This is a genomic window from Hymenobacter siberiensis (assembly GCF_018967845.1).
Taxonomy (GTDB): domain Bacteria; phylum Bacteroidota; class Bacteroidia; order Cytophagales; family Hymenobacteraceae; genus Hymenobacter; species Hymenobacter siberiensis.
This window is the reverse complement of record NZ_JAHLZZ010000001.1, coordinates 2570290-2591869: the sequence shown is the minus strand read 5'-3', so window position 1 is coordinate 2591869 and position 21580 is coordinate 2570290. Positions and strand designations below refer to the sequence as shown.

The following is a 21580-nucleotide window of genomic DNA, read 5'->3' as shown; positions in this document are numbered from 1 at the left end:
GGAAATCCGAATAAAAAAGAACGTCATGCCAAGCGTAGCCGAGGCATCTCGCGTGCAGTAGTAATCCATTCTATTGAGTTACTATCACAAGCAAGATGCCTCGGCTACGCTCGGCATGACGTTCCTTATTTCCAGCCTACCGCCGCAGCGCCAAGCGCACGCCGGCCATCAGCCAGCGACCGGGCATCTGGGCCCCCAGCAGGTCGGAGTATTTGGCGTCGAACAGGTTCTGGGCCTGGCCCACCACCCACAGGCGCTCGGGCAGCAGGGCCACATCGAGGCGGCCATTGATGACCACGTAATCGGAGGAAAGCGTGAAGTCGCCCACTGGTGGCACCCCGGCGCGCTGCTTGTATACCCCGCCCAGGCTGGCCGTGAAGCGGCGGTGCACCAGGCTCAGATTACCGCTCACGAGCTGCCGGGCCACGTTGCTCAGGTATTGCGATACGATGCTGCCGTCCACGTTCAGGTGGGTGTAGGTGTAGCCCACGCTGCCGTCGAGGCGCAGGCCAGGAGCCAGTTGAGCCCGGGTATTTGCTTCAAATTCGAGGCCCTGCGTGCTCACGGCAAACAGGTTTTGAGCGTAGCGGTAGGTGCTGGCCGGGTTGAGATTGGTGAAGCCGGTGCCGGCCTGCACTTCGCTGCCGGGCGTGGCCACGTAATCAATCAGGTTGCGGCCGTAGCGGTTGAAGTAGGTGCCGCGTAGCGTGAGCGCGGGGCAAACCGTGAAATCGAGGCCACCCTCGTAGCTCCAGGTACGCTCGGCGGCCAGGCCGGGATTGCCTACGTTGAAGCCGTTGGGCACCGTGCCAGGCCGGATGGCCGAGTTGTACTGCTCGGTAAAATTGGCTGCCCGGATGGCGCGACCCACGGCGGCGCGCACGGTCAGCTTCTCGCCCAGCAGCTGGCTGGCCGTGAGCTGGGGCAGTAACTCAGTACCGTAGGCCTGGTCGTGGTCGAGGCGCAGGGCGGCGGTCAGGCTCAGGCCGGCGGCAGGTGTGAGGCCGGCCACGGCAAATGCGCCCTGGTGCCACACGGCGTGGTTGCCGCGGTCGTTGCTGCGCACGCTGCGGCGGTCGGCCTGGCCGCCAAGGGTCAACTGCACCTTATCCGACAGGCGCAACTGATGCTGGCCCTGCACATTGAGGTAGTGCATGAGGTGGTCGCTGGCCGCCGAGGTGGGCGTGTACAGGTAGTAGTCGGTGCTGGACGTGCCCACCAATTGCAGCTCGGTGCGGGCGCGGGCGTTCCAATCGTAGCGCAGCTGGCCCTGGTACCAGTCGCGCGAGGTGGTTTCGCGGGCGCGGTCGCCAGCGTTGGTCGTGTAGAAATTCTGAGCGTTATAGTCGCGCCGGTCGAAGCTGGCACGGGCGGCAGCGCTGAATTTGGGGCTGATTTGATAAGCGCCCGAAAGCGAGTAGGTGTTCAGCTTGAAGTCGTTGCGCCCGCCGCCGGGCAGATTCAGCAGCTGACCGCTGGCGGTGTTGTTGAGGATGCCGCCAGCCAGCCGCAGGCCCTTTTCCTGGCCGTAGAAGCCGGCGTTGGTGGTTTTCAAATCGTACTCACCAGCCATGAACGTGCCGCCGACTTCCACGCCGTCGGGCCGGTGGGTGGCGGCGAAGGTTTTGGTCACGATGTTCACGAAGCCGCCCACGGCATCGGGGCCGTAGAGGGCCGCGCCGGGGCCGCGTACCACTTCAATCTGCTCAATTTCAGCGGGCGTGATGGGCAAATAGCCCGCAAAGTGCCCCGTGAGCGGGTCGTTCAGCCGCATGCCATCGAGCAGAATCAGCACTTGGTTGAAAGTGGAGCCGCGCAGGGTAATATCGGCCTGCGTACCGAAATTGCCCCGGCTCTGCATCTCAATGGCCGGTAATAAGCGCAGCAAATCATCGAGCGATGAAACCGGGTACTGGCTGAGCGTGCGGCCAGGTATCACGGTCACGTAGCGGCCAGTCTGGCCGGCTACCTGGTTCAGGCGGGTGCCATACACGGTCACCTCATTCAGGGCGCGGGTACTATCGACCGGAGTGCTCTGGGCCAAAGCATTAGCGGTAAATAGTGTACAGAAAAGCGGGGTAGCGTAGCGCGTAAGTCGCATTCTTAAGGGGGTTGATGGGGGTGCAAAGCTACGGTAGTGCGAACGCTACGAGTCTGCGTCTCGCTACAGCGCAGCGAATATTCGTTGTTTATTATCGCAGGGGCATTTCGCATTTCCGCATTCGCCGCGTTGCGGCGACACGCGGACTTGCAAAGTCCACGCTACTTTCGTCCCCGCGTCAGGCAACGTCAGCCTCGCACCCGCGTCCTTCGCGCGAAACTCATTTCCCACCATTCGTTTCTCTATGAAGCACCTTTTCGCGCTGGGCCTACTGGGCCTGGCGGCCACCAGCCCGGCTTTCGCGCAGGCTCCCACCCCGCCGGCTGCCAAGCCCGAATCTCCCTACCGCGCCTCGGCCACCAAGGTCAACGACCTGGTACACACCAAGCTCGATGTGCGCTTCGACTATGCCAAGCGCTACCTCTATGGCAAGGAGTGGGTGACCCTCAAACCCCACGGCTACCCCACCGACTCGCTGCGTCTCGATGCCAAAGGCATGGACATCAAAGCCGTGGCCCTGATGAGCGGTGACAAGCAAACCCCGCTCAAGTACGACTACGCCGACGGGATGAACCTGCGCATCAACCTGGGCCGCGTTTTCAAGCCGGGCGAGGAGTACACGGTGTACATCGACTACGTCTCGAAGCCCGACGAGCTGAAGGTGAAAGGCTCGGCCGCCATCACCGATGCCAAGGGCCTGTATTTCATCAACCCCGACTCGGCCGTGGCCGGCAAGCCGGTGCAAATCTGGACGCAGGGCGAGACCGAGGGCTCGTCGGCCTGGTTCCCTACCATCGACCGGCCCAACCAGAAAACGACCGAGGAAATCTCGATGACCGTGCCGGCTAAGTACGTCACGCTCAGCAACGGCCGGATGGTGAGCAGTACCCCCGCCGGCCCCGGCCTGCGCACCGACGTGTGGAAGATGGAGCTGCCCCACGCCCCCTATCTGTTTATGATGGCCGTAGGCGACTTTAAAATCTACAAAGACACCTGGCGCGGCAAGGAGGTGAGCTACTACCTCGAACCCAAGTACGCGCCCTTCGCCAAGCAGATTTTCGGCAACACGCCCGATATGCTGGAGTTTTACTCCAACCGTCTCGGCGTGGAGTATCCGTGGAATAAGTACAGCCAGATTGTGGCCCGTGACTACGTGAGCGGGGCCATGGAAAACACCACCGCCACACTGCACGGCGAGCAGGTGCAAATGACCGACCGCGAGCTACTGGACCGCGAATACGGCTCCGAATCGGTGATTGCGCACGAGCTGTTCCACCAATGGTTTGGCGACTACGTGACGGCCGAAAGCTGGTCCAACATCACCGTAAACGAAACGATGGCCGACTTCTCGGAAGGCCTCTACGCTGAGCACAAATACGGCCGCGATGCCGCCGATGCCCACTACTACCGCTACCTGCGCCGCTACCTGAGCTCGCCGCGCGACGCCGCCAAAACCCTCGTGCGCTTCCACTACGACGAGCAGGAGGAAGTATTTGACCTGGTGAGCTACCAGAAGGGCGGGGCCATCATGGACATGCTGCGCACCTACCTCGGCGACGACGTGTTTTTCTCCGGCCTTCAGAAATACCTGCAGGACAACAAATTCGGCAACGGCGAAGCCCACCAGATGCGCCTGGCGTTTGAGGCCGTATCGGGCCAGGATTTGAACTGGTTCTGGAACCAGTGGTACTTCGCGCCCGGCCACCCCATCGTGAGCATCGACTACGCCTGGGATGCCGCCAAAAAGATGCAGTCCGTGACGGTGAAGCAGACCCAGCCGGGCCAGACGTTCCGCCTGCCCTTCACCATCGACTACTACGTGGGCGGCAAAGTGCTGCACCAGCCCGTGACCATGACGGAGGCCAGCCAGACCTTCACCATGGCCTTGCCCGCCAAGCCCGAGCTCGTGAACGTGGACGCCAACAAGAAAACGCTGTGGCTGAAAACCGATAACAAATCGGCCGCCGAGTACGCCTTCCAGTACGCCCACGCACCCCTGTTCGTGGACCGCCGCGAGGCCATTGACGCCGCTGCCAAGGACCAGACCATTGCCGCCAACCGCGCCACGCTGCTGGCCGCCCTCAACGACAAGTTCTACAACAACCGCCTGGCCGCCGTGGAGGCTTTGAAGCTGGACGACAAAGCCATGGCCAAGGCCGCCGCGCCTGCCCTGCGCAAGCTCGCCGCAACCGAAAAAGAGCCCTGGGTGCAGGCCTCGCTGCTCGGCGCGCTGGCCAAGCTGAAGGACAAGAAGGACGAAGCGTACATCAGCAAGCAGCTCAGCAGCCAGTCGTACAACGTGCAGGGTGCGGCCCTGCGCGCCCTGGCCACCGTGCAACCCACCCAGGCCCTGGCCCGTGCCAAAACCTACGAGGCCAACGCCCAGAGCGCAGTAGCCCAGGCCGTAACCGAAGTATATGCCAAGAACGGCGGCCAGGCTCAATGGGCCTTCGTGCGCGACCGGTTCGACGCGGCCCGCTCCCAGGGCAAGTTCAACATGATGGAGCCGCTGGCCACCATCACCGGCCGCCTCGACGATGCCGCTTCCATCACCGAAGGCATCAACCGCCTCCAGGAAATCGGCGTCAAGTACAAAGCCTACGGAGCCGACCGCCCCATCGTGAACCTGCTGCAAGGCGTGGCCAAAGCGCAGGCCGGCCGGCCGCAGGCCGCCACTACCCAGCAGGCCGTGGAGCAGGCGGTGGCTGCCGTGCAAGCCGCCAAGTAGTACTGGTGGTTATTTAGCAGCGCCGCTTGACGTGCTTCTAAACTAAAAAAGCCCTGTCGCATTGCGCGACAGGGCTTTTTTGTGGGTGGTGGTTGGTTACTATTTGGGGGAAACGGGAAAAAATCTACTCGCCATCGGCTACTCCGGCCGGGGTTAGCTCAGGGGTTTCGTCGGTAGCAGGGTCGTGGTCCTGTACCTCGGTGGCGTAAATGTGCTCCATATCGGTTATCACATCTTCGCCGTCCACATTCAGGTCCTTCAGCACACCATCGGCGATATCGTAAACGAGGCCGTGTAGGCGGGGCGGGTTTTCGCCGCGCATGGCGTTCTGGATGATGTTGGTTTTGGCCAGGTTGCGCACCTGCTCCATCACGTTCAGCTCCACGAGACGGCGCAGGCGGGCCGTGTCGTCCTTCTCGCGCAGGTACTCGGCTTCGTGCAGCCGGATAACGTCGCGGATATTCACCAACCAGTTGTCAATCAGACCATACTGCTTGTTGGCCGCCGCCGCAGCCACGCCGCCGCAGCCGTAGTGCCCGCACACCAGAATGTCTTTCACGCCCAGCACTTCCACGGCATATTGCAGCACGCTCAGCAGGTTCATGTCGGTGTGCACCACCAGGTTGGCAATGTTGCGGTGCACAAACATCTCGCCCGGGCCCGTGCCGGTGATGCCGGAGGCCGGCACCCGCGAATCGGAACAGCCGATGAACAGGTACTTGGGGCTCTGGCCATTGGCCAGGCGCTGGAAAAATTCGGGGTCCTCCGCGTTTCTAGATGCCACCCAATGCTTGTTATTTTCGAGAATTTCGCTGATACCAGCCATAGTTAAAACAGGTAAGTTGATGGCCTGAAACCGCCGAAGCGGCCCACCAGCCCCAGTAAAGCACCAGCGCCCAAGTAGCGCGGTGAAGGGAGGTAAACGCCACGGCAAGGTAGCGCCAATTCGTCGGCGGGAATCCTCCGCCAGGCGCGGCCGCGCCGTTCAGGCACTGCGGCGGCGGTGGCCGTTCAGGCTGCCGCTGGCCGCCCGGTCTGCCACCAGCGGCCGCGTTCCGCGCGAAACCATGAGCCGGGGGGCGGCCGCCGCCGGGTGCGTGGCATAAATTTCGGCCCAGCCGCTGATGGCATCCACGTTCAGGTTGTTCAGCTGGCCGGTAGCCGCTTCGTACACCAGGCCGTGCAGGCGAAGCGTGCGGCCGGCCTGGGTGGCATTCTGGACGAGGTTGGTTTTGGCCAGGTTACGCACTTGCTCCATCACGTTCAACTCCACGAGACGGCGCAGGCGGGCCGCGTCGTCGCCGATGCGCAGCAGCTCCTTTTCGTGCAGCCGCACCACGTCGCGCACCTGCGTAAGCCAGCTATCGAGCAAGCCGTGTTGCTGATGCGCGGCGGCAGCAGCTACCCCGGCGCAATTGTAGCTGCCACACACGATGATGTCTTCGATAGCCGTGTTTTGCACGGCGTACTGTAACACACTGAGCAGGCTCATGTCGGAGTGCGCTACCAGATTGGCCACGTTGCTGTGCGTCAGCACTTCACCGGGCTTCAGGCCCAGCAGCTCGCTGGCAGCCACGCCCAAATCAGAGCAGCCGATGAACAGGTATTTCGGGGCGAAACCGGCCACGCGCCTGGTGAAATAAGCCGGGTCCCGGCTGGCTTTCGCAGCCATCCACCGTTGGTTGTTTTGCAGAAGCTGATTGATGGCGGTCATAATAATGGGAAAAGAATCTGGTCATGCGGCATGCACCGTAATGTTCACCCTACACCTTGCCTACCAATAATTTGATGGGTTTCAGGCAGCTGCACGGAGTAGTGCAGTCATGCAGCTCATCAGCCCAAAAACTGCGCTAGTGCGTGCCCAGCGCTACCTGGCGAATGCCACGCGTCTCCAGCTCGATTCCCCGGGCCGGGGCGGCCTGGCGAAACGCCTCGATGGCTTCGAGCACATCGTGGTCGATAACATCGGAACGGGTGCCATCGAGGATAACGCGGCTGTTGGCGGGCAGCTGCTCTAGCGTGGTCACAATGCTGGCCTTGTTGAGGAACGAAACGTGCTCGGGCAGGCGCAGATGCAGCTGGCGACCATCCTCGCCTTCGGCGGTGTCGGCGGCTTCGTCGCGGCGCAGGTAGGAGCCGGCCTTGGCGTTATCGCGCAGGATAAAGAAGAAGCCCAGCGCCAGCCCAATGCTCACGCCCTTGAGCAAGTCGGTAAAGAGCACGGCCACGATGGTGATAATGAAGGGAATGAACTGCTCGCGGCCCAGCTGCCACTGCTTGCGGTAGAGGGCGGGTGAGGTGAGCTTGAAGCCTACCAGCAGCAGCACCGCCGCCAGCGCCGAGAGCGGAATCATGTTCAGCACCGCACCCAGAAACAGCAGGCTGGTGAGCAGCAACAGGCCGTGAATGAAGGCCGATATTTTGCTTTGCGCACCGGCCGCCACGTTGGCCGATGAGCGCACAATAACCGCCGTAAGCGGCAGGCCGCCTAGCAAGCCGCTGACAAGGTTGCCCGCGCCCTGGGCCAGCAGCTCGCGGTTGGTGGGCGTGTGGCGCTTTTGCGGGTCGAGGTTGTCCACGGCCTCCACGCTGAGCAGCGTTTCGAGCGAGGCCACGATGGCAATGGTGAAGGCCACGCCGTAGGTAGCGGGGTTGCGCAGGGCGCTGAAATCGGGAAGAATCATTTCGCCGGCCAATTGGCCCAGCGACGACAGCACCGGCAGCTTCACGAGGTGCTTGGGCAGCACCTGCCAATCGGGCGCGATGGTTTTCAGCAGCTGATTGAGGCCCACGGCCACCACCACGGCCACCAGAGCGCCCGGCACCAGCCGCGACCACGACTGCCGCCGGATGGGAGCGGTATTCCACAGCAGCAGCAGCGCCAGCGACGCCACGCCCACCAGCACCGAGCCGGCGCTGAGCGCCCGCGCCGCCGCCGCAATGGCCGAGAACGTATTCTGCCCGTTGAATTGCAGAAAGTCCATGTCCTCAAAGTAGTCGGTATCGGCTCCCAGGAAGTGTGGAATCTGCTTCAGAATAAGAATAATGCCAATGGCTGCCAGCATCCCGCGAATCACGGCCGCCGGAAAGTAAAGGGCAATAATGCCGGCCCGGGCCAGCCCCAGCCCCATCTGGATAACGCCGGCCACGGCCGTGGCCGCCAGCACCGCCGGCCACGAGCCCAGCGACGAAATAGCCGACAGCACCACCACCGTGAGGCCGGCAGCCGGCCCGCTCACGCTCACCGCCGAGCCGCTCAACAAGCTCACTACCAGGCCACCCACGATGCCCGCAATCACGCCCGCGAGCAGCGGTGCGCCCGAGGCCAGCGAAATGCCCAGGCACAGCGGCAGCGCCACCAGAAAAACCACTAGCCCCGCTGGTGCATCCTGCCCGATGGTACTGAATAGCGAGGCTTTCGGCCGGGGTTTGCCGGGCGCTACCGGGGCCGCAATAGGAGTACCGGTTTGGGCCGGCGAAGAAATTACCTGGGTCATAACCTTGGGATTGCAGCATCGGCCCACCGTGGGAATCAACGGAGAGGCAGAGTTTGGCACAAGGTTACGCGGGCGCTATTAAGCCCGAATTAAAAGCACATTAAAAGGGAATTAAAACCGGATTCCAGGCTTGAGTCGACGAAAAAGGGCATCATGTCGAGTGTAGCCGGGGCATCTTGCGTGCAGCAGTAAATCAATCGCCGAACGATTTTGCTTACCACCGCAAGCGAGATGCCTCGGCTGCGCTCGGCATGACGCCCTGAACAGATTCCCCTGAAAATCAAATAATCGGCCATTCCAGCCACACCTGCGTGCCCTGGCCGGGCTCGCTTTCCACGCGCACCGTGCCGCTGTGCAGCGCCATGATGCGGGCCGCCAGCGGCAGTCCAATGCCGTGCCCCGGCACTGCCCGCGCCGAGGCCGCCCGGAAAAACGGCACAAACACCTGCTGCAAATCGGCCGCCGACAGCCCGGGGCCTTCGTCGCTCACCAGCAGCGACAGATGCTTGCGGCTGCGGGCCAGCGTGGCCGTGACGGTGCCGCCGGTCTGGCGCGAGAACTTGCAGGCATTGTCCAGAATATTGAGCACGGCCGATAGCAGCAGCGCCTCGTTGCCGTGCACGATAAAGGAGTCGGCCTCGCCAAAATTGAGGTCGACGCGGGAGGTAGGGTAGCGGCGCAGCAGCTGCTCGTGGGCTTGCAGCAGCAGCTCATCGAGGCGCACGGCGGCCATGGGCACCTGCGAGGGGTCGTCGGAGGCGCGGGCAATTTGCAGCAGGCCATTGGTGAGGCTGTTGAGCTGCCGGGCCGAATCGAGGGTGCTTTGCAGCACGCGGCGGTATTCGGCGAGCGGCCGCTCGGCTTGCAGTAATGCTACTTCCAGCTCGCCGATGAGGGCGGTGAGCGGCGTGCGCAGCTCGTGCGAGGCGTCGCGTACGAAGGTGCGCTGGCCCACAAAAGCCGCCTCCAGGCGGTCGAGCAGGCGGTTGAAGCGCTGGGTGAGGCGGCCAATTTCGTCGGTGGCTTCGCCGGTACGGGTCAGGCGCTGGCTCAGGTCCGTGGCCGTAATACCGTCGACCTCCCACACCATGCGACGCAACGGGCGCAGGGCCTGACCGGCAAAAAACCAGCTGCCTACCCCGGCCGCCGCCACCGCTACCAGCAAGCCCAAAGCCAACAGCTGCTGCAGCTCGCGCAGTTGCTGGCGGCTGTCCTCATCTACCGACGAGGCCACCACCACCAGCGGACCCAACTGGGCATCGCGGTAGAGGAGGCCCACGGTTTCATGGTAGTTGGTTTCGGGCTCCAGCACGGCCTGGCCGGTGCGGCGCACCTCGGCCAGCCAAGCCGGTGGCACGGGTTGGGCCGCCCCCTGCCCTTCCCGGAAAACCAGTTGGTTTTTCGCATCATATACCCTACCCTGCTCGGCGGGCAGCGTGCGGTAAAGCTGGCGCAGGTAGCGGCGGTACGACGCCTGCTCGCCCACATCGTCGAGGTCATTCTGCCCGCCCACGTAGGCGTGCCCCACCACCAGCGTGCGCTTAAACAGGGTTTGGGTGAACTGGTTACGGCGCGATTGCTGCGTGGCAAAGTAGATAACCAGCGCAAACAACAACAGCGTCACGGCCAGAATGGACCCGAACTGCAAGGCAAGCCGGAGGCGAATGGACATTATTTAATGATGTGGAGAATGTGAGGAGTGTGATTGATGTGGGAAATGTGGGGGATGTGGAAATGGGAAGAATGCGGTATGGGTAAAAGAAATGCTGTATGTCGAAAGACCATCACGCTGAGCGGACTTAAGCATCAATTTTTAATGGTTTGCCAAATTCATTAAACAGTTTCGCTGTATTCTGCACCCTTCATATTTCCCACATTTCCCACATCAATCACCCCTCATTTTTCATCACGTACCCCATTCCCACCAGCGTATGAATCAGCTTGGGCTCGAACCCCTTGTCCACTTTCTTGCGCAGAAAATTGATGTATACATCAATCACATTCGAGCCGGTATCGAAGCTCAAATCCCAGACGTGCTCCAGCAAATCGGCGCGGGAGACGACGCGGTTTTGGTTGCGCAGCAGGTACTCCAGCAGCGCAAACTCGCGGGCGGTGAGCTGAATGGCCTGTCCGGCGCGCTCCACGCGCTTGGCGCTGGGGTCGAGGCTGAGGTCGGCGAGGTAGAGCACGGCTTTGGGCGCGGGGGCTTCGGTGCGGCGGCGCACAAGGGCGCGCAGGCGGGCCAGCAGCTCATCGAAGGCAAAGGGCTTGACAAGGTAGTCGTCGGCCCCGGCGTCGAGGCCCCGGATTTTATCGTCCGTCTCGCCCAGCGCGGTGAGCATGAGGATGGGCACGCCGGAGTCGTGGGCGCGCACCTGGCGGCACACTTCGAGGCCGCTGAGGCCGGGCAGCATCTGGTCGAGAATCAGGCAGTCGTACCTGTTTTCCTGGGCGCGGCGCAGGCCCAGCAAGCCATCGGCGGCGAGGTCGACGGTGTAGTCCTGCTCCGTCAGGCCCTGGTGCAGGAAGGCCGCCACGGAGGGCTCGTCTTCAACTAAAAGGATTTTCATGGGGCCGGAAGGTAGCGCTGTTTCGGAAAACGAAACGGGGAGCCGGCTGTGGGCAGGCGCATTCATCGTCACGTTTCACCTAGTCAAACCAAGCCGCCAAAGCGTTGCATTCCTAGCAATACAAGCTAGCCTCTTAAAAAATAACTGATAGCTCAAGTTTTAAAGAGGCTGCCAAAATTTCATCTTGTCTTCATTCTTGCTGATTTCTAGAACTATCGCCCTGTCCGGGTGAGATTATTCAGGAGCGGCGCTTAGTGCACGACAACTTTTTATAAAACACGAAAGAAAAGCCGGCCGTATGCGAATAGCAGTACCCGCAACTTTAAGCTATTCGTTTTTATGAGCCAAGTTACCCAAGCTACGCTCGGCCGCCCACCGGTTGCCCTGGCCCCCACCCAGTCCGTCAGCCTGAACATCAACGGCCAGGCGCACACCCTACAGATTGCCCCCTGGACGACGCTGCTCGACGCCCTGCGCGAGTACCTCGACCTCACCGGCACCAAAAAAGGCTGCGACCACGGCCAGTGCGGGGCCTGCACCGTGCTCGTCGATGGCAAGCGCATCAACTCCTGCCTCTCGCTGGCCGTGATGCAGGAAGGCAGCGAAATTCAGACCATCGAAGGCCTCGGCTCGGAAGACCACCTCAGCCCGCTCCAGCAGGCGTTTATCGACCACGATGCCTTTCAGTGCGGCTACTGCACGCCCGGCCAGATTTGCTCGGCGCAGGGCCTCCTCAACGAAGGCAAAGCCAGAACCGAAGCCGAAGTGCGGGAGCTGATGAGCGGCAACGTTTGCCGCTGCGGGGCCTACAGCAACATTCTCAGCGCGGTAATGGAAGTATTAGCGGTGAAATAGAGTGAGCTGGTGAAATGGTGAGTAGATATTTCAAATTCACCCTCACCCGCCTCCTTCAAAGCTCCCTAGCACTCACCAGCTCACTATTTCACTTTATGAACAGTTTCACTTTCACCCAAGCCGCCGCCGTGGCGGGCGCCGTGCAGGATAAAGCCGCGCACGAAGGCTCGGCCTACATCGGGGGCGGCACCAATCTGGTCGATTTGATGAAGGAAAACGTGGCCCGCCCCACGCACCTCATCGGCCTCAAAAAGCTGGGCCTCGACACCATCGAAACCCTGCCTGATGGCGGCCTGCGCCTCGGGGCCCTCGCCAGCAATGCCGATACCGCCTGGCACCCCGAAGTGGAGAAGCGCTACCCGCTGCTGAACCAGGCCATTCTGGCCGGGGCCAGCCCGCAGCTGCGCAACATGGCCACCGACGGCGGCAACCTCATGCAGCGCACCCGCTGCTACTATTTCTACGACTTGGCCACGCCCTGCAACAAGCGCGAGCCGGGCTCGGGCTGCTCGGCCATTGGCGGCTACAACCGCGTGTGCGGCATTCTGGGCACCAGCGACTCCTGTATTGCCACCCACCCTTCGGACATGTGCGTGGCCCTGGCCGCCCTCGACACCACCGTGCGCGTGAGCGGCCCCAACGGCGAGCGCACCATCAAATTTGAGGATTTTCACCGCCTGCCCGGCGACCACCCCGAGCGCGACAACACCCTGGAGCCCGGCGAGCTCATCACCGGCCTCGACTTACCGGAAAAAGGCTTCGCGAAGAACTTCAGCTACCTCAAGCTGCGCGACCGCACCAGCTACGCCTTCGCCCTAGTGAGCGTGGCGGCCGCGCTGGAGCTGGACGGCAATACCATAAAAGATGCGCGCCTGGCCCTGGGCGGCGTGGCCCACAAGCCCTGGCGCGATAAGGAGGCCGAGGCAATGCTCATCGGCCAGCCCGCCACGGCCGACACCTTCCGTCGCGTGGCGGCCAAGGTGCTCGAAAACGCCAAAGGCTACGGGGAAAACACATTCAAGATTGAGCTGGCCAAGCGCGCCATTGTGCGGGCGCTCAAACAGGCGACGGAGATGAATGAAACGGTTGATACCAACGCTTTTTTGAACTCCAACCCGTAAGGGGCGTAGGGGCGGGGTCGTATCCGGTAGGGCTTGACCCCGCCCGTCGTTGCACAAACGCTAGTACCCACATCAGATATCCCCTTGGCCAGTCGTTCAACGACGGGCGGGGACAAGCCCTACCGGGTACGACCCCGCCCCTACTTCTAATCCACTCTTATGACTCTCCAAACCGACTATATCGGCAAGCCCACCAGCCGCGTGGATGGGCCGGCCAAAGTGACTGGCTCCGCCAAATACGCCGCCGAATACAACGTGCCGAACCTGCTGTACGGCTACGTGGTGAGCAGCCCCATTGCGAAGGGTAAAATCATAAAAATCGACGCCGCGCCGGTGCTGGCACTGCCTGGCGTGCAGCAGGTTTTCTCGCACGAGAACGTGCCGCATTATGCCTTGCTCGACCGCAGTTACCAGGACCAGATTGCCCCAGGCGGCTCGCCGTTCCGGCCACTGCACGACGCCGAAATCAAGTACAGCCTGCAGCCGGTGGCGCTGGTGGTGGCCGACACCTTTGAGCTGGCCCGCTATGCCGCAGCCATCCTGCACATCGAGTACGAGGAAGCTCCCCATGAAACCGAGCTGAGCCAGCACATGGACGAGGCCTATGAGCCCGGCAAAGGCAAAGCCGGCTACAAGCCACCAAAGTCGCGCGGCAACTTTGGCAAGGGCTGGCAGGAAGGCGTGGCCCACATGGAGGCGCAGTACTCGCACCACGCCCAGCACCACAACCCCATGGAGATGTTCGCCACTACCGTGGAGTGGCTGGGCGACAAGTACCTGAATATCTACGATAAAACCCAGGGTGCCTTCAACAGCCAGTTGCTCGTGACCAAAGTTTTCGGGCTGAGCAAGGACCAGGCGCGGGTGATTTCGAAGTACACCGGCGGCGGCTTCGGCTCCGGCCTGCGGCCCCAATACCAATTGTTGCTGGCCGTGATGGCTTCGCTACAGCTGGAGCGCTCGGTGCGCGTTTCGCTCACCCGCGAGCAGATGTTCAGCTTCGGCCACCGGGCCGAAACCCTGCAGCACGTAGCCCTGGCCACGGCGGCCGACGGCTCGCTCACCGGCATCAACCACTTCGCCGTGGCCGAAACCTCGCAGTTTGAGGACTTCACCGAAAACGTGGTGGGCTGGAGCGGCATGCTCTACAACTGTAAAAACGTGGCGCTGGGCTACCGCCTGGCCAAGGCCGACATCTACACGCCGCTGGATATGCGCGCCCCCGGAGCGGCCTCGGGCTCCATTGCGCTGGAAATTGCGATGGACGAGATGGCCTACGCCGCCGGCCTCGACCCGCTCGAATTCCGCCTCCGCAACTACTCTGATATCGACCAGGCCCAGGACCTGCCCTACTCCAGCAAGGCCCTGCGCAAGTGCTACCACGAAGGAGCCGCCAAATTTGGCTGGGAGCAGCGCACGCCCGAGCCCGGCTCGATGCGCGACGGCAACCTACTGGTGGGCTGGGGCATGGGCGGCGGCGTCTGGGACGCCTCAAAAATGCCCGCCACCGTTAAAGCCAGCCTCGACGCCGACGGCCACCTCACCGTGAGCAGCGGCACCAACGAAATCGGCACCGGCACCTACACCATTATGACGCAGATTGCGGCCGAAAGCATGGGCCTGCCCATCGAGGCCGTCACCTTCGTACTCGGCGATACCACCCTGCCCCAATCGCCCATTCAGGGCGGCTCCTGGACGGCCGCCTCGGTCGGCAACTCCGTGGTGGAAGCCTGCACCAAGCTGGGCGAAGCCTTGCTCAAACAGGCCCAAAAGATGGACCATCCGGCTTTCAAGGATGCCAAAATAGACGACGTGCAGTTTGTCAACGGCCAAATGCGCCTGCGCTCCGACGACACCCAGGCCGTGGTACTGCGCGATGTGGTGCAGGCCAGCGGCGAGCCCAGCATTGAGGCCGAAAACTCCACCGTACTGGCCAAGCTGGAAATGCTGAAGCCGCCGAAATACTCCATGCACGCCCACAACGCCGTTTTCGCTGAGGTGAAAGTGGACCCCGACCTGATGACCGTGCACGTTACCCGCGTGGTGAATGCCGTGGCCGCCGGCCGCATCATCAACCCCAAAACGGCCCGCAGCCAAGTGCTCGGCTCCGTGGTGTGGGGCCTCGGCATGGCCCTGATGGAAGAATCGGTGATGGACCACCGCTTCGGCCGCTACATGAACCACTCCCTGGCCGAATACCACATTCCCGTGAATGCCGACATTCACGACATCGACGTCGTTTTCGTGAGCGAGGAAGATGACAAAGTCAATCCCCTCGGCATCAAAGGCCTAGGTGAAGTAGGCATGCTGGGCGTGGCCGCCGCCGTGGCCAACGCCATTTACCACGCCACTGGCAAACGCGTGCGCGACATGCCCATCACGATTGACAAGCTGCTGTAGAAACGCCAGCGGCCAGTGCCGCCGAGGTGACATGGAAATGCCCCGCGACTGATTGGTTACGGGGCATTTCCATGTGCAACGGTTTATAACTTGGCAATGGTTGGGCTAAAAATCGGTAGCCCAACTTTTGTGCTGAGGCCAAACTGGAGGCACGTATCCAGAGCTACGAGGTACCCAAGCTGTTGGGCGTTCATAGAGTGCAGCCGAAGCGCTAATATATACTTTGGTTATAAAGTTATAAATAAAATCAATTTTGATTATGATTTCGCACCAATTAAATTTGTAGAAAACGAAGCTGTTTAGAAAGTCCCCGAACGGTCATGCAGCGCCCAGCGAAGCATGACCGTTCGGGGACTTTCTAAACAACTCCAACAACTGTTCCAGTTACTCCATATACTACGGACAGTTTTTTAACTACGCCCAGCAGCCCTTTAATTCATTCAGCTTTATCATAAGGCTATATCAAAACACTTCCAAGATGAGCGCCAACCTGCACGACCTCCCCGCAGACAACTCCATCCTCCACGACCTGAACACGCCCGCCGCCCAATGCCCCTTCAGCAGCGGCGCGGTGAAGCAGACGGCCGGTGGCGGCCGCACCAACCGCGAGTGGTGGCCCAACATGCTCAAGCTGAGCATCCTGCGCCAGCACTCGCCCCTTGTCGACCCCATGGACAAGGACTTCAACTACGCCGAAGAGTTCAAGAAGCTGGACCTGAACGCTGTGAAGCAGGACCTGTTCGAGCTGATGACTAACTCGCAGGACTGGTGGCCGGCTGACTACGGCCACTACGGCCCCTTCTTCATCCGGATGGCCTGGCACAGCGCCGGCACCTACCGCATTGCCGATGGCCGTGGTGGCAGCGGCGCGGGCGCCCAGCGCTTCGCCCCCCTCAACAGCTGGCCCGACAACGCCAACCTCGACAAGGCCCGGCTCCTGCTGTGGCCCATCAAGCAGAAATACGGCAAGAGAATCTCCTGGGCTGACCTCATGATTCTGGCCGGCAACTGCGCTCTCGAATCGATGGATTTCAAGCCCTTCGGCTTCGGCGGCGGCCGCGTCGATACCTGGGAGCCCCAGGAAGACGTGTACTGGGGCCCCGAAACCGAGTGGCTCGGCGACAAGCGCTATGTGGATGACCGGCAGCTGGAAAACCCGCTCGGCGCGGTCCAGATGGGCCTTATCTACGTGAACCCCGAAGGCCCCAACGGCGAACCTGACCCGATTCGCTCGGCACGCGACATCCGCGAAACCTTCGGCCGCATGGCCATGAACGACGAAGAAACCGTAGCCTTGATTGCCGGCGGCCACACCTTCGGAAAAACCCACGGTGCCGCCGACCCCGGCCAGTACGTGGGCAAGGAGCCCGCCGGAGCCAACCTCGAAGAGATGGGCCAGGGCTGGCGCAGCAGCTTCGGCAAGGGCCACTCCGAGCACACTATCACCAGCGGCCTCGAAGGTGCCTGGACGAGCACGCCCGCCAAGTGGAGCAACGACTACTTCAACTTCCTGTTCGGCTACGAGTGGGAGCTGACCAAGAGCCCCGCCGGCGCCCACCAGTGGCGCCCTGTGAACGGCGGTGGTGCCGGTACCATCCCCGATGCCCACGACCCAACCGTAACCCACGCCCCCTTCATGCTCACGACGGACATCGCCCTGCGCGCCGACCCGCTGTATGAGGTGATTTCGCGCCGCTTCCAGCAAAACCCGGACGAGTTTGCCGATGCTTTCGCCCGCGCCTGGTTCAAGCTGACGCACCGCGACATGGGCCCCAAGGAGCGCTATCTCGGCCCCGAGGTGCCCACCGAAGAGCTGCTCTGGCAGGACCCCACCCCCGCCATTACCTACCAGGTAATTGACGACCAGGACGTGGCCGCCCTGAAAGGCAAGATTGCCGATTCCGGCCTCACGGTGCAGCAGCTGGTGTCCACCGGCTGGGCTTCGGCCTCCACCTACCGCGGCTCCGACAAGCGCGGCGGCACCGATGGCGGCCGTCTGCGCCTGGCCCCGCAACGCTACTGGGAAGTGAACAACCCGGCGCAACTCTCCACCGTGCTGAACAAGCTCGGCGGCATTCAGCAGGATTTCAACAGCGCACAAACCGGCGGCAAGCAGGTTTCAATGGCTGACCTCATCGTGCTGGCAGGCGTAGTTGGCATCGAGCAGGCTGCCAAAGCTGCCGGCCACGAGGTGACCGTCCCCTTCACCCCCGGCCGAGCCGATGCCTCGCAGGAACAAACCGACGTGGTATCGTTCGCCGCCCTGGAGCCGGCCGCCGATGGCTTCCGCAACTACCTGAAAACGCACCACCGCGCCGCCGCCGAGGAGCTGCTGATTGACAAGGCCCAGCTGCTCACCCTGACTGCTCCCGAGCTGACGGTGCTGTTTGGTGGCCTGCGCGCCATCAACATCAACTTCGATGGCTCGAACCACGGCGTGTTCACCAGCCACGCCGGCGCGCTCACCAACGACTACTTCCTGAACCTGCTCGACCTGAACACCACTTGGGCCGGCACGTCGGATGCGCAAAACGCCTTCCAGGGCCGCGACCGCAAAACCAACCAGGTGAAGTGGACCGGTACCCGCGTCGACCTGATTTTCGGCTCGAACTCCGAGTTGCGCGCCTTGGCCGAGGTGTACGCCTGCGCCGATTCAAAAGAGAAGTTCGTGAAGGACTTCGTAGCCGTGTGGGCCAAGGTGATGAACCTCGGCCGCTTCGACTTGGCTAAAGCTTAATGCCACCCGCCAGCGCTTCCGCCCCGTGAGGTGCGGATGCAGCTGAAGCCTCAAAAGAAACGCCCCGTAACGAATTCGTTACGGGGCATTTTCTTTTAAAGAAGGTTTTCAATCCTTAATTTTACCAAACTCATAATCATGCAACTTATCCTTTCCTGAATAGCTATTAATAACTTTGAAAGTCTTTGGGTCTGCACCTGCTAATATTTTACTTTTATAAATGACGTGTTGTTTGGTAAGGCCCCAGTCTTTATCAATCGGTTTAAACGAATTAATATCATCAAGAATCAGATTATCACCACCGTGAATAAGCGTGTCACCAGCTTTGGACCATGGATATGAAATCAATTTTATTTTATTCGGATTAACGTCTTTAATAGCACAATCATTTATATCGTAGACTTGTTGCGAGCTATTAATCACAGATTTAAGCTGAAATTCCACAAGCCCGCACACACTCCCAGCACGTCATTGTACAGGTTCAAATTATGCAAACGTAATCGGTCTTCCAAAATTCGATAACGTTTCAATCCGCCAATGCTATGCTCTACGGTAATTCGTTCACTTGCTTGTTTTGTATTTATTTCTCGTTGTTCATCGGTGAGTTCTTTCCCTTTCGGCTTTTTGATAGGAATAAAAACTTTCCGGCAAACGTAGTCTTTCGCGAAGCCCAAAAACCCCAGGTCCAACCGCACCTTGAACTTTTTAAACCACTCTTTATCAACTGGTAAAATGCTTTTTAGCACACTGTAGTCGTGGTGTCTTCCGCCGTAACAACGGCTGATAAAACCAATCCAGCGAATGGTCGTTGAAATAACTATCTCTTTTACGGCGTGTATTTTTTTTTACCGCTATAGTAGTCTTTTTGCATCTCTTTATTTCCTGGTCGTTGCTTGCGTTGCTCTGTTCCATCGACCAATAACGTCTCGTGTTCCTGAAAATAGGCTTCAAATTCGGCCACTGTCGCAAATTCCCGCTTTGGCGCATGCCCGGTTTGCTCCAGCGCTTCTTGGAGCACCGTAATGCCTAATTCCTGGTTGCGTTTCGCGTTGGAACCGTCCATCCCACTGACCAATCCCAACAAATCATACGTCAAGTTTGCTTTGAAGCTGAATAGGGTGAAAAGCAGTAATTCTTCTTCTGTTTTAAGGGCTACTTCATACGGCGCAAAAGCCCCACGTTCAATCATATCTGTTCCATTTAACCGAAAATACGCCTGCTTAAAATGCGCCAAAAGCTGCGCAAAACGCTCCGCCGTGAGTCCCGTGGCAGCACGCCATTTACGCGAAGTAGTGAGGTTTTTTACGGAAAAGTTCATGTTCTAAATTTAAGTACAGTTTGTCGAAAATTCCGCACTTCACTCACTTCGCAACAAGTCTCGTTATAGAAACCAAAGAAATACGCTGATTTATTATCACGAAATATGCAGTTTCCAACAAAATTGAATGTTGCTGGGTCTATGTTCCTCATTGTTTTTCCATCAATATATAAGTGGTTCTTGTCCCTGCCGAATTTGAAGCTACAGTCACAATCAAATTCCAACTCCTCGAATGTTCGGGCGTCAGCATTTGCGATTTTCTTTTTGTTCTGCCCACTCCCTTCGTTCCAATATTCGTAGTACACACCGTCACGCTCTACTTTATACCCAGTGCTACAACCTGTCATTAGAGACAATGCCAAAGCAACATAGGCCCATCTTTTGAAGACAGATATAATTTCAAAATACATACAAAATCATTAATAGTCCACCGTCAGCGTTAAACGCTTACCAAACCCCTCCCACACAATCCGCATGAGCGTGGAGAGGCGAATGTCGCTGGTGTTGTTTTCGATGCGGGAGATGTACGTCTTCGTCGTGCCGCACTTGGCGGCCAGTTGCTCCTGCGTCATGTTGTTTTCCTTGCGCATTTCCTGAAGCATTGCGCCTAGCTTAAAGGCTTCGTAGCCGCGTTCGAAGGTTTCGCGGGCGGCGGTGCCACGGGCACCATATTGGCTGTCGATGAAATCGTCGAGGTCGACCAGCATGCTGGAAATCGTCGGCATAATGCTTTGGGTTATGGCAGTTGCAATAGCAACTTAAGTCGGCTATTCAAATCACTTGTTTCAGTGGTTGAAAGCCGTCCTAGCAGCCCTTTCGCGAGTGCTTTATCCAAGGTTGCAATTTTGCTGGTTCGGATGAGCGAAGGTTTCCGAATGCCGCTGCTTTTGCTGGGCGTCAGCAACACGTCGGTAGCTTCCTGCCAGCCAAGCTGCGTAGTGATAAAGCAAACGGTGAGGTCCAGACTTGTGCTGGCCAGTATCACGGCCGGCCGCAGCTTGCTGCCGCTCAAATCAGTAAACGGAAAGGTGATGAGTACAACGTCGCCTTTAGTCATTGAAGCTGTTTAGAAAGTCAAAGGACTCCCAAAAAAGCGCGAAATTTGAGGTGTAACACTCCTTTTTTCGCATTTTAATGGAAGTCCTGTCCAAAGATATGATTCGCCAATGGATTCTGCCCGCGCTCACCTTCTCCGCCCATGGCCGCCCCTCGGTCGTGGAGCCGGCCGAGTTGGTGGAAGCCATTCTCTACAAACTCAAAAGCGGCTGTCAATGGCGATTATTGCCTGTTAAACAGTTTTTTACGGGCGCATCGCTGACCTGGCAGGGCGTGTACGCCCGCTTTAATGCGTGGCGCAAGGACGGGTCCTGGCAAGGGGTATGGCTCCGCTTGTTGCGCGAAAACGGGGCCCATCTGGACTGTTCCAGCGTCCAACTCGACGGCAGCCACACGCCCGCCAAGAACGGCGGGGAGGCCGTCGGCTATCAGGGCCGCAAGAAAGCCCGTACCACCACAGCCCTCTTCTTGGCCGATAACCGGGGACAGCCGCTGGCCTGCGCCAGCCCGCAGGCGGGCAACCACCACGACACCCACCAGCTCAACGCCTTGTTCGGGGAAATCTGCGCCTCGCTCGAAGCGGCCAATATTCCCGTCGCCGGGCTGTTTCTGAACGCCGACAAAGCCTTTGACACCCAAGGCTTTCGTCAGGAATGCGCCCGGCGCGACATCGAGGCCAACATTCCCCGCAACCGCCGCGCCGCCGACTGGCAGACCGACGACGACACCTTTTTCGACCCCGAACTCTACCGCCGCCGCGTCGTGGTCGAACACGCCAACGCTTGGCTCGACGGCTTTAAAACGTTGCTCGTGCGCTACGAAACCAGCGTCGGCAATTGGCTGGCCTGGCACTGGCTCGCCTTTGTCGTCATCTTTTTGCGAAAAATCAACCAAAAGCCGACTTTCTAAACAGCTTCATTGTACACTTCTTTCAAATCGGCTTCGGTGTACAGGTCTTCCTCGGCGTTCAGGAAATTGAACGCCTTGCTCTCGGCGGCTAGTTGCTGAATTCCTTTCGCCAGTAGCTGCTCTTCGTAGCGCTTGCTCACGAAGTCAGCGAAGTCGGATATTTCTTCGGCCTTGTCGGCGGGAAGCAGGTTGATGGCTTTGATGGTGCGGTCGATAATTGCTTGCTTACTTATCGTCATGGCTATGCGGGCTGGATGAATTAAAGGTAACAGGAAAGGTTTCACTTTC

General features: G+C 59.9%; 19 protein-coding genes. 6 read left to right on the top strand and 13 right to left on the bottom strand.

Going from position 1 to position 21580, the window contains the following annotated elements:
• Positions 1 to 136: 136 nt before the first annotated feature.
• Positions 137 to 2044 carry a TonB-dependent receptor plug domain-containing protein gene (locus tag KQ661_RS11175; protein ID WP_216686440.1) on the bottom strand — a complete coding sequence of 636 codons (1908 nt, stop codon included), beginning with the start codon at positions 2042 to 2044 and terminating at the stop codon, positions 137 to 139.
• Positions 2045 to 2345: 301 nt separating this feature from the next.
• On the opposite strand from KQ661_RS11175, the gene KQ661_RS11170 reads away from it, so the two are divergent.
• Positions 2346 to 4829 carry a M1 family aminopeptidase gene (locus tag KQ661_RS11170; RefSeq protein WP_216686439.1) on the top strand — a complete coding sequence of 828 codons (2484 nt, stop codon included), beginning with the start codon at positions 2346 to 2348 and terminating at the stop codon, positions 4827 to 4829.
• Positions 4830 to 4953: 124 nt separating this feature from the next.
• On the opposite strand, the gene KQ661_RS11165 is transcribed toward KQ661_RS11170, so the two are convergent.
• The 5 genes from KQ661_RS11165 to KQ661_RS11145 form a co-directional block, all read right to left on the bottom strand.
• Positions 4954 to 5655 (bottom strand): carbonic anhydrase, encoded by a 702-nt coding sequence (locus KQ661_RS11165; protein ID WP_226915526.1) that lies wholly within the window; start codon positions 5653 to 5655, stop codon positions 4954 to 4956.
• Between the two features lie 159 nt (positions 5656 to 5814).
• On the bottom strand, positions 5815 to 6543 hold the full coding sequence (locus tag KQ661_RS11160; protein ID WP_226915525.1) for a carbonic anhydrase: 729 nt from the start codon (positions 6541 to 6543) through the stop codon (positions 5815 to 5817).
• 136 nt (positions 6544 to 6679) lie between these two features.
• The gene (locus KQ661_RS11155; protein WP_216686438.1) at positions 6680 to 8326 is read right to left on the bottom strand and encodes a SulP family inorganic anion transporter; all 1647 of its coding nucleotides are present in this window, start codon (positions 8324 to 8326) and stop codon (positions 6680 to 6682) included.
• Between the two features lie 280 nt (positions 8327 to 8606).
• On the bottom strand, positions 8607 to 9998 hold the full coding sequence (locus KQ661_RS11150) for a sensor histidine kinase (protein WP_216680684.1): 1392 nt from the start codon (positions 9996 to 9998) through the stop codon (positions 8607 to 8609).
• A gap of 217 nt (positions 9999 to 10215) precedes the next feature.
• Positions 10216 to 10896, bottom strand: coding sequence for a response regulator transcription factor (locus tag KQ661_RS11145; RefSeq protein ID WP_216680683.1), 681 nt, complete (start codon positions 10894 to 10896; stop codon positions 10216 to 10218).
• Between the two features lie 339 nt (positions 10897 to 11235).
• Here KQ661_RS11145 and KQ661_RS11140 point away from each other — a divergent pair, with 339 nt between their 5' ends.
• The 4 genes from KQ661_RS11140 to katG all read left to right on the top strand — a co-directional run bounded on the left by KQ661_RS11140 (position 11236) and on the right by katG (position 18009).
• Complete coding sequence (locus tag KQ661_RS11140; protein WP_216680682.1) at positions 11236 to 11751, top strand: (2Fe-2S)-binding protein; 516 nt, start codon at positions 11236 to 11238, stop codon at positions 11749 to 11751.
• Positions 11752 to 11846: 95 nt separating this feature from the next.
• Positions 11847 to 12872, top strand: a complete 1026-nt coding sequence (locus KQ661_RS11135; protein WP_216680681.1) for an FAD binding domain-containing protein — start codon at positions 11847 to 11849, stop codon at positions 12870 to 12872.
• Positions 12873 to 13031: 159 nt separating this feature from the next.
• Positions 13032 to 15272, top strand: coding sequence for a xanthine dehydrogenase family protein molybdopterin-binding subunit (locus KQ661_RS11130; RefSeq protein WP_216686437.1), 2241 nt, complete (start codon positions 13032 to 13034; stop codon positions 15270 to 15272).
• 478 nt (positions 15273 to 15750) lie between these two features.
• The gene (katG, locus tag KQ661_RS11125) at positions 15751 to 18009 is read left to right on the top strand and encodes a catalase/peroxidase HPI (RefSeq protein ID WP_216686436.1); all 2259 of its coding nucleotides are present in this window, start codon (positions 15751 to 15753) and stop codon (positions 18007 to 18009) included.
• Positions 18010 to 18117: 108 nt separating this feature from the next.
• On the opposite strand, the gene KQ661_RS11120 is transcribed toward katG, so the two are convergent.
• The 6 genes from KQ661_RS11120 to KQ661_RS11095 form a co-directional block, all read right to left on the bottom strand.
• The gene (locus tag KQ661_RS11120; protein WP_216686435.1) at positions 18118 to 18432 is read right to left on the bottom strand and encodes a DKNYY domain-containing protein; all 315 of its coding nucleotides are present in this window, start codon (positions 18430 to 18432) and stop codon (positions 18118 to 18120) included.
• The gene (locus tag KQ661_RS11115; RefSeq protein WP_317196152.1) at positions 18429 to 18794 is read right to left on the bottom strand and encodes a transposase family protein; all 366 of its coding nucleotides are present in this window, start codon (positions 18792 to 18794) and stop codon (positions 18429 to 18431) included. Before KQ661_RS11115 ends, KQ661_RS11120 begins: the two co-directional genes overlap by 4 nt.
• A 41-nt stretch (positions 18795 to 18835) precedes the next feature.
• On the bottom strand, positions 18836 to 19327 hold the full coding sequence (locus tag KQ661_RS11110; protein ID WP_216686216.1) for a transposase family protein: 492 nt from the start codon (positions 19325 to 19327) through the stop codon (positions 18836 to 18838).
• Complete coding sequence (locus KQ661_RS23060; RefSeq protein WP_394369645.1) at positions 19324 to 19674, bottom strand: DKNYY domain-containing protein; 351 nt, start codon at positions 19672 to 19674, stop codon at positions 19324 to 19326. Before KQ661_RS23060 ends, KQ661_RS11110 begins: the two co-directional genes overlap by 4 nt.
• 72 nt (positions 19675 to 19746) lie before the next feature.
• Positions 19747 to 20052 carry a helix-turn-helix domain-containing protein gene (locus KQ661_RS11100; RefSeq protein ID WP_216680676.1) on the bottom strand — a complete coding sequence of 102 codons (306 nt, stop codon included), beginning with the start codon at positions 20050 to 20052 and terminating at the stop codon, positions 19747 to 19749.
• An 11-nt stretch (positions 20053 to 20063) separates the two neighbouring features.
• Positions 20064 to 20384 (bottom strand): type II toxin-antitoxin system PemK/MazF family toxin, encoded by a 321-nt coding sequence (locus tag KQ661_RS11095; RefSeq protein WP_216680675.1) that lies wholly within the window; start codon positions 20382 to 20384, stop codon positions 20064 to 20066.
• A gap of 77 nt (positions 20385 to 20461) precedes the next feature.
• Here KQ661_RS11095 and KQ661_RS11090 point away from each other — a divergent pair, with 77 nt between their 5' ends.
• On the top strand, positions 20462 to 21292 hold the full coding sequence (locus tag KQ661_RS11090) for an IS5 family transposase (RefSeq protein WP_216678791.1): 831 nt from the start codon (positions 20462 to 20464) through the stop codon (positions 21290 to 21292).
• Here the strand turns inward: KQ661_RS11090 and KQ661_RS11085 are convergent.
• On the bottom strand, positions 21289 to 21531 hold the full coding sequence (locus KQ661_RS11085) for a hypothetical protein (protein ID WP_226915524.1): 243 nt from the start codon (positions 21529 to 21531) through the stop codon (positions 21289 to 21291). The genes KQ661_RS11090 and KQ661_RS11085 overlap by 4 nt on opposite strands.
• Positions 21532 to 21580 lie beyond the last annotated feature (49 nt).

Excerpts from the sequence above, each read along its gene's own strand:
- KQ661_RS11170 (WP_216686439.1), top strand. The coding sequence starts at position 2,346 with ATGAAGCACCTTTTCGCGCTGGGCCTACTGGGCCTGGCGGCCACCAGC.
- KQ661_RS11165 (WP_226915526.1), bottom strand. The coding sequence starts at position 5,655 with ATGGCTGGTATCAGCGAAATTCTCGAAAATAACAAGCATTGGGTGGCA.
- KQ661_RS11160 (WP_226915525.1), bottom strand. The coding sequence starts at position 6,543 with ATGACCGCCATCAATCAGCTTCTGCAAAACAACCAACGGTGGATGGCT.
- KQ661_RS11155 (WP_216686438.1), bottom strand. The coding sequence starts at position 8,326 with ATGACCCAGGTAATTTCTTCGCCGGCCCAAACCGGTACTCCTATTGCG.
- KQ661_RS11150 (WP_216680684.1), bottom strand. The coding sequence starts at position 9,998 with ATGTCCATTCGCCTCCGGCTTGCCTTGCAGTTCGGGTCCATTCTGGCC.
- KQ661_RS11145 (WP_216680683.1), bottom strand. The coding sequence starts at position 10,896 with ATGAAAATCCTTTTAGTTGAAGACGAGCCCTCCGTGGCGGCCTTCCTG.
- KQ661_RS11140 (WP_216680682.1), top strand. The coding sequence starts at position 11,236 with ATGAGCCAAGTTACCCAAGCTACGCTCGGCCGCCCACCGGTTGCCCTG.
- KQ661_RS11135 (WP_216680681.1), top strand. The coding sequence starts at position 11,847 with ATGAACAGTTTCACTTTCACCCAAGCCGCCGCCGTGGCGGGCGCCGTG.
- KQ661_RS11130 (WP_216686437.1), top strand. The coding sequence starts at position 13,032 with ATGACTCTCCAAACCGACTATATCGGCAAGCCCACCAGCCGCGTGGAT.
- katG (WP_216686436.1), top strand. The coding sequence starts at position 15,751 with ATGAGCGCCAACCTGCACGACCTCCCCGCAGACAACTCCATCCTCCAC.
- KQ661_RS11110 (WP_216686216.1), bottom strand. The coding sequence starts at position 19,327 with ATGAACTTTTCCGTAAAAAACCTCACTACTTCGCGTAAATGGCGTGCT.
- KQ661_RS23060 (WP_394369645.1), bottom strand. The coding sequence starts at position 19,674 with ATGACAGGTTGTAGCACTGGGTATAAAGTAGAGCGTGACGGTGTGTAC.
- KQ661_RS11100 (WP_216680676.1), bottom strand. The coding sequence starts at position 20,052 with ATGCCGACGATTTCCAGCATGCTGGTCGACCTCGACGATTTCATCGAC.
- KQ661_RS11095 (WP_216680675.1), bottom strand. The coding sequence starts at position 20,384 with ATGACTAAAGGCGACGTTGTACTCATCACCTTTCCGTTTACTGATTTG.
- KQ661_RS11090 (WP_216678791.1), top strand. The coding sequence starts at position 20,462 with ATGGAAGTCCTGTCCAAAGATATGATTCGCCAATGGATTCTGCCCGCG.
- KQ661_RS11085 (WP_226915524.1), bottom strand. The coding sequence starts at position 21,531 with ATGACGATAAGTAAGCAAGCAATTATCGACCGCACCATCAAAGCCATC.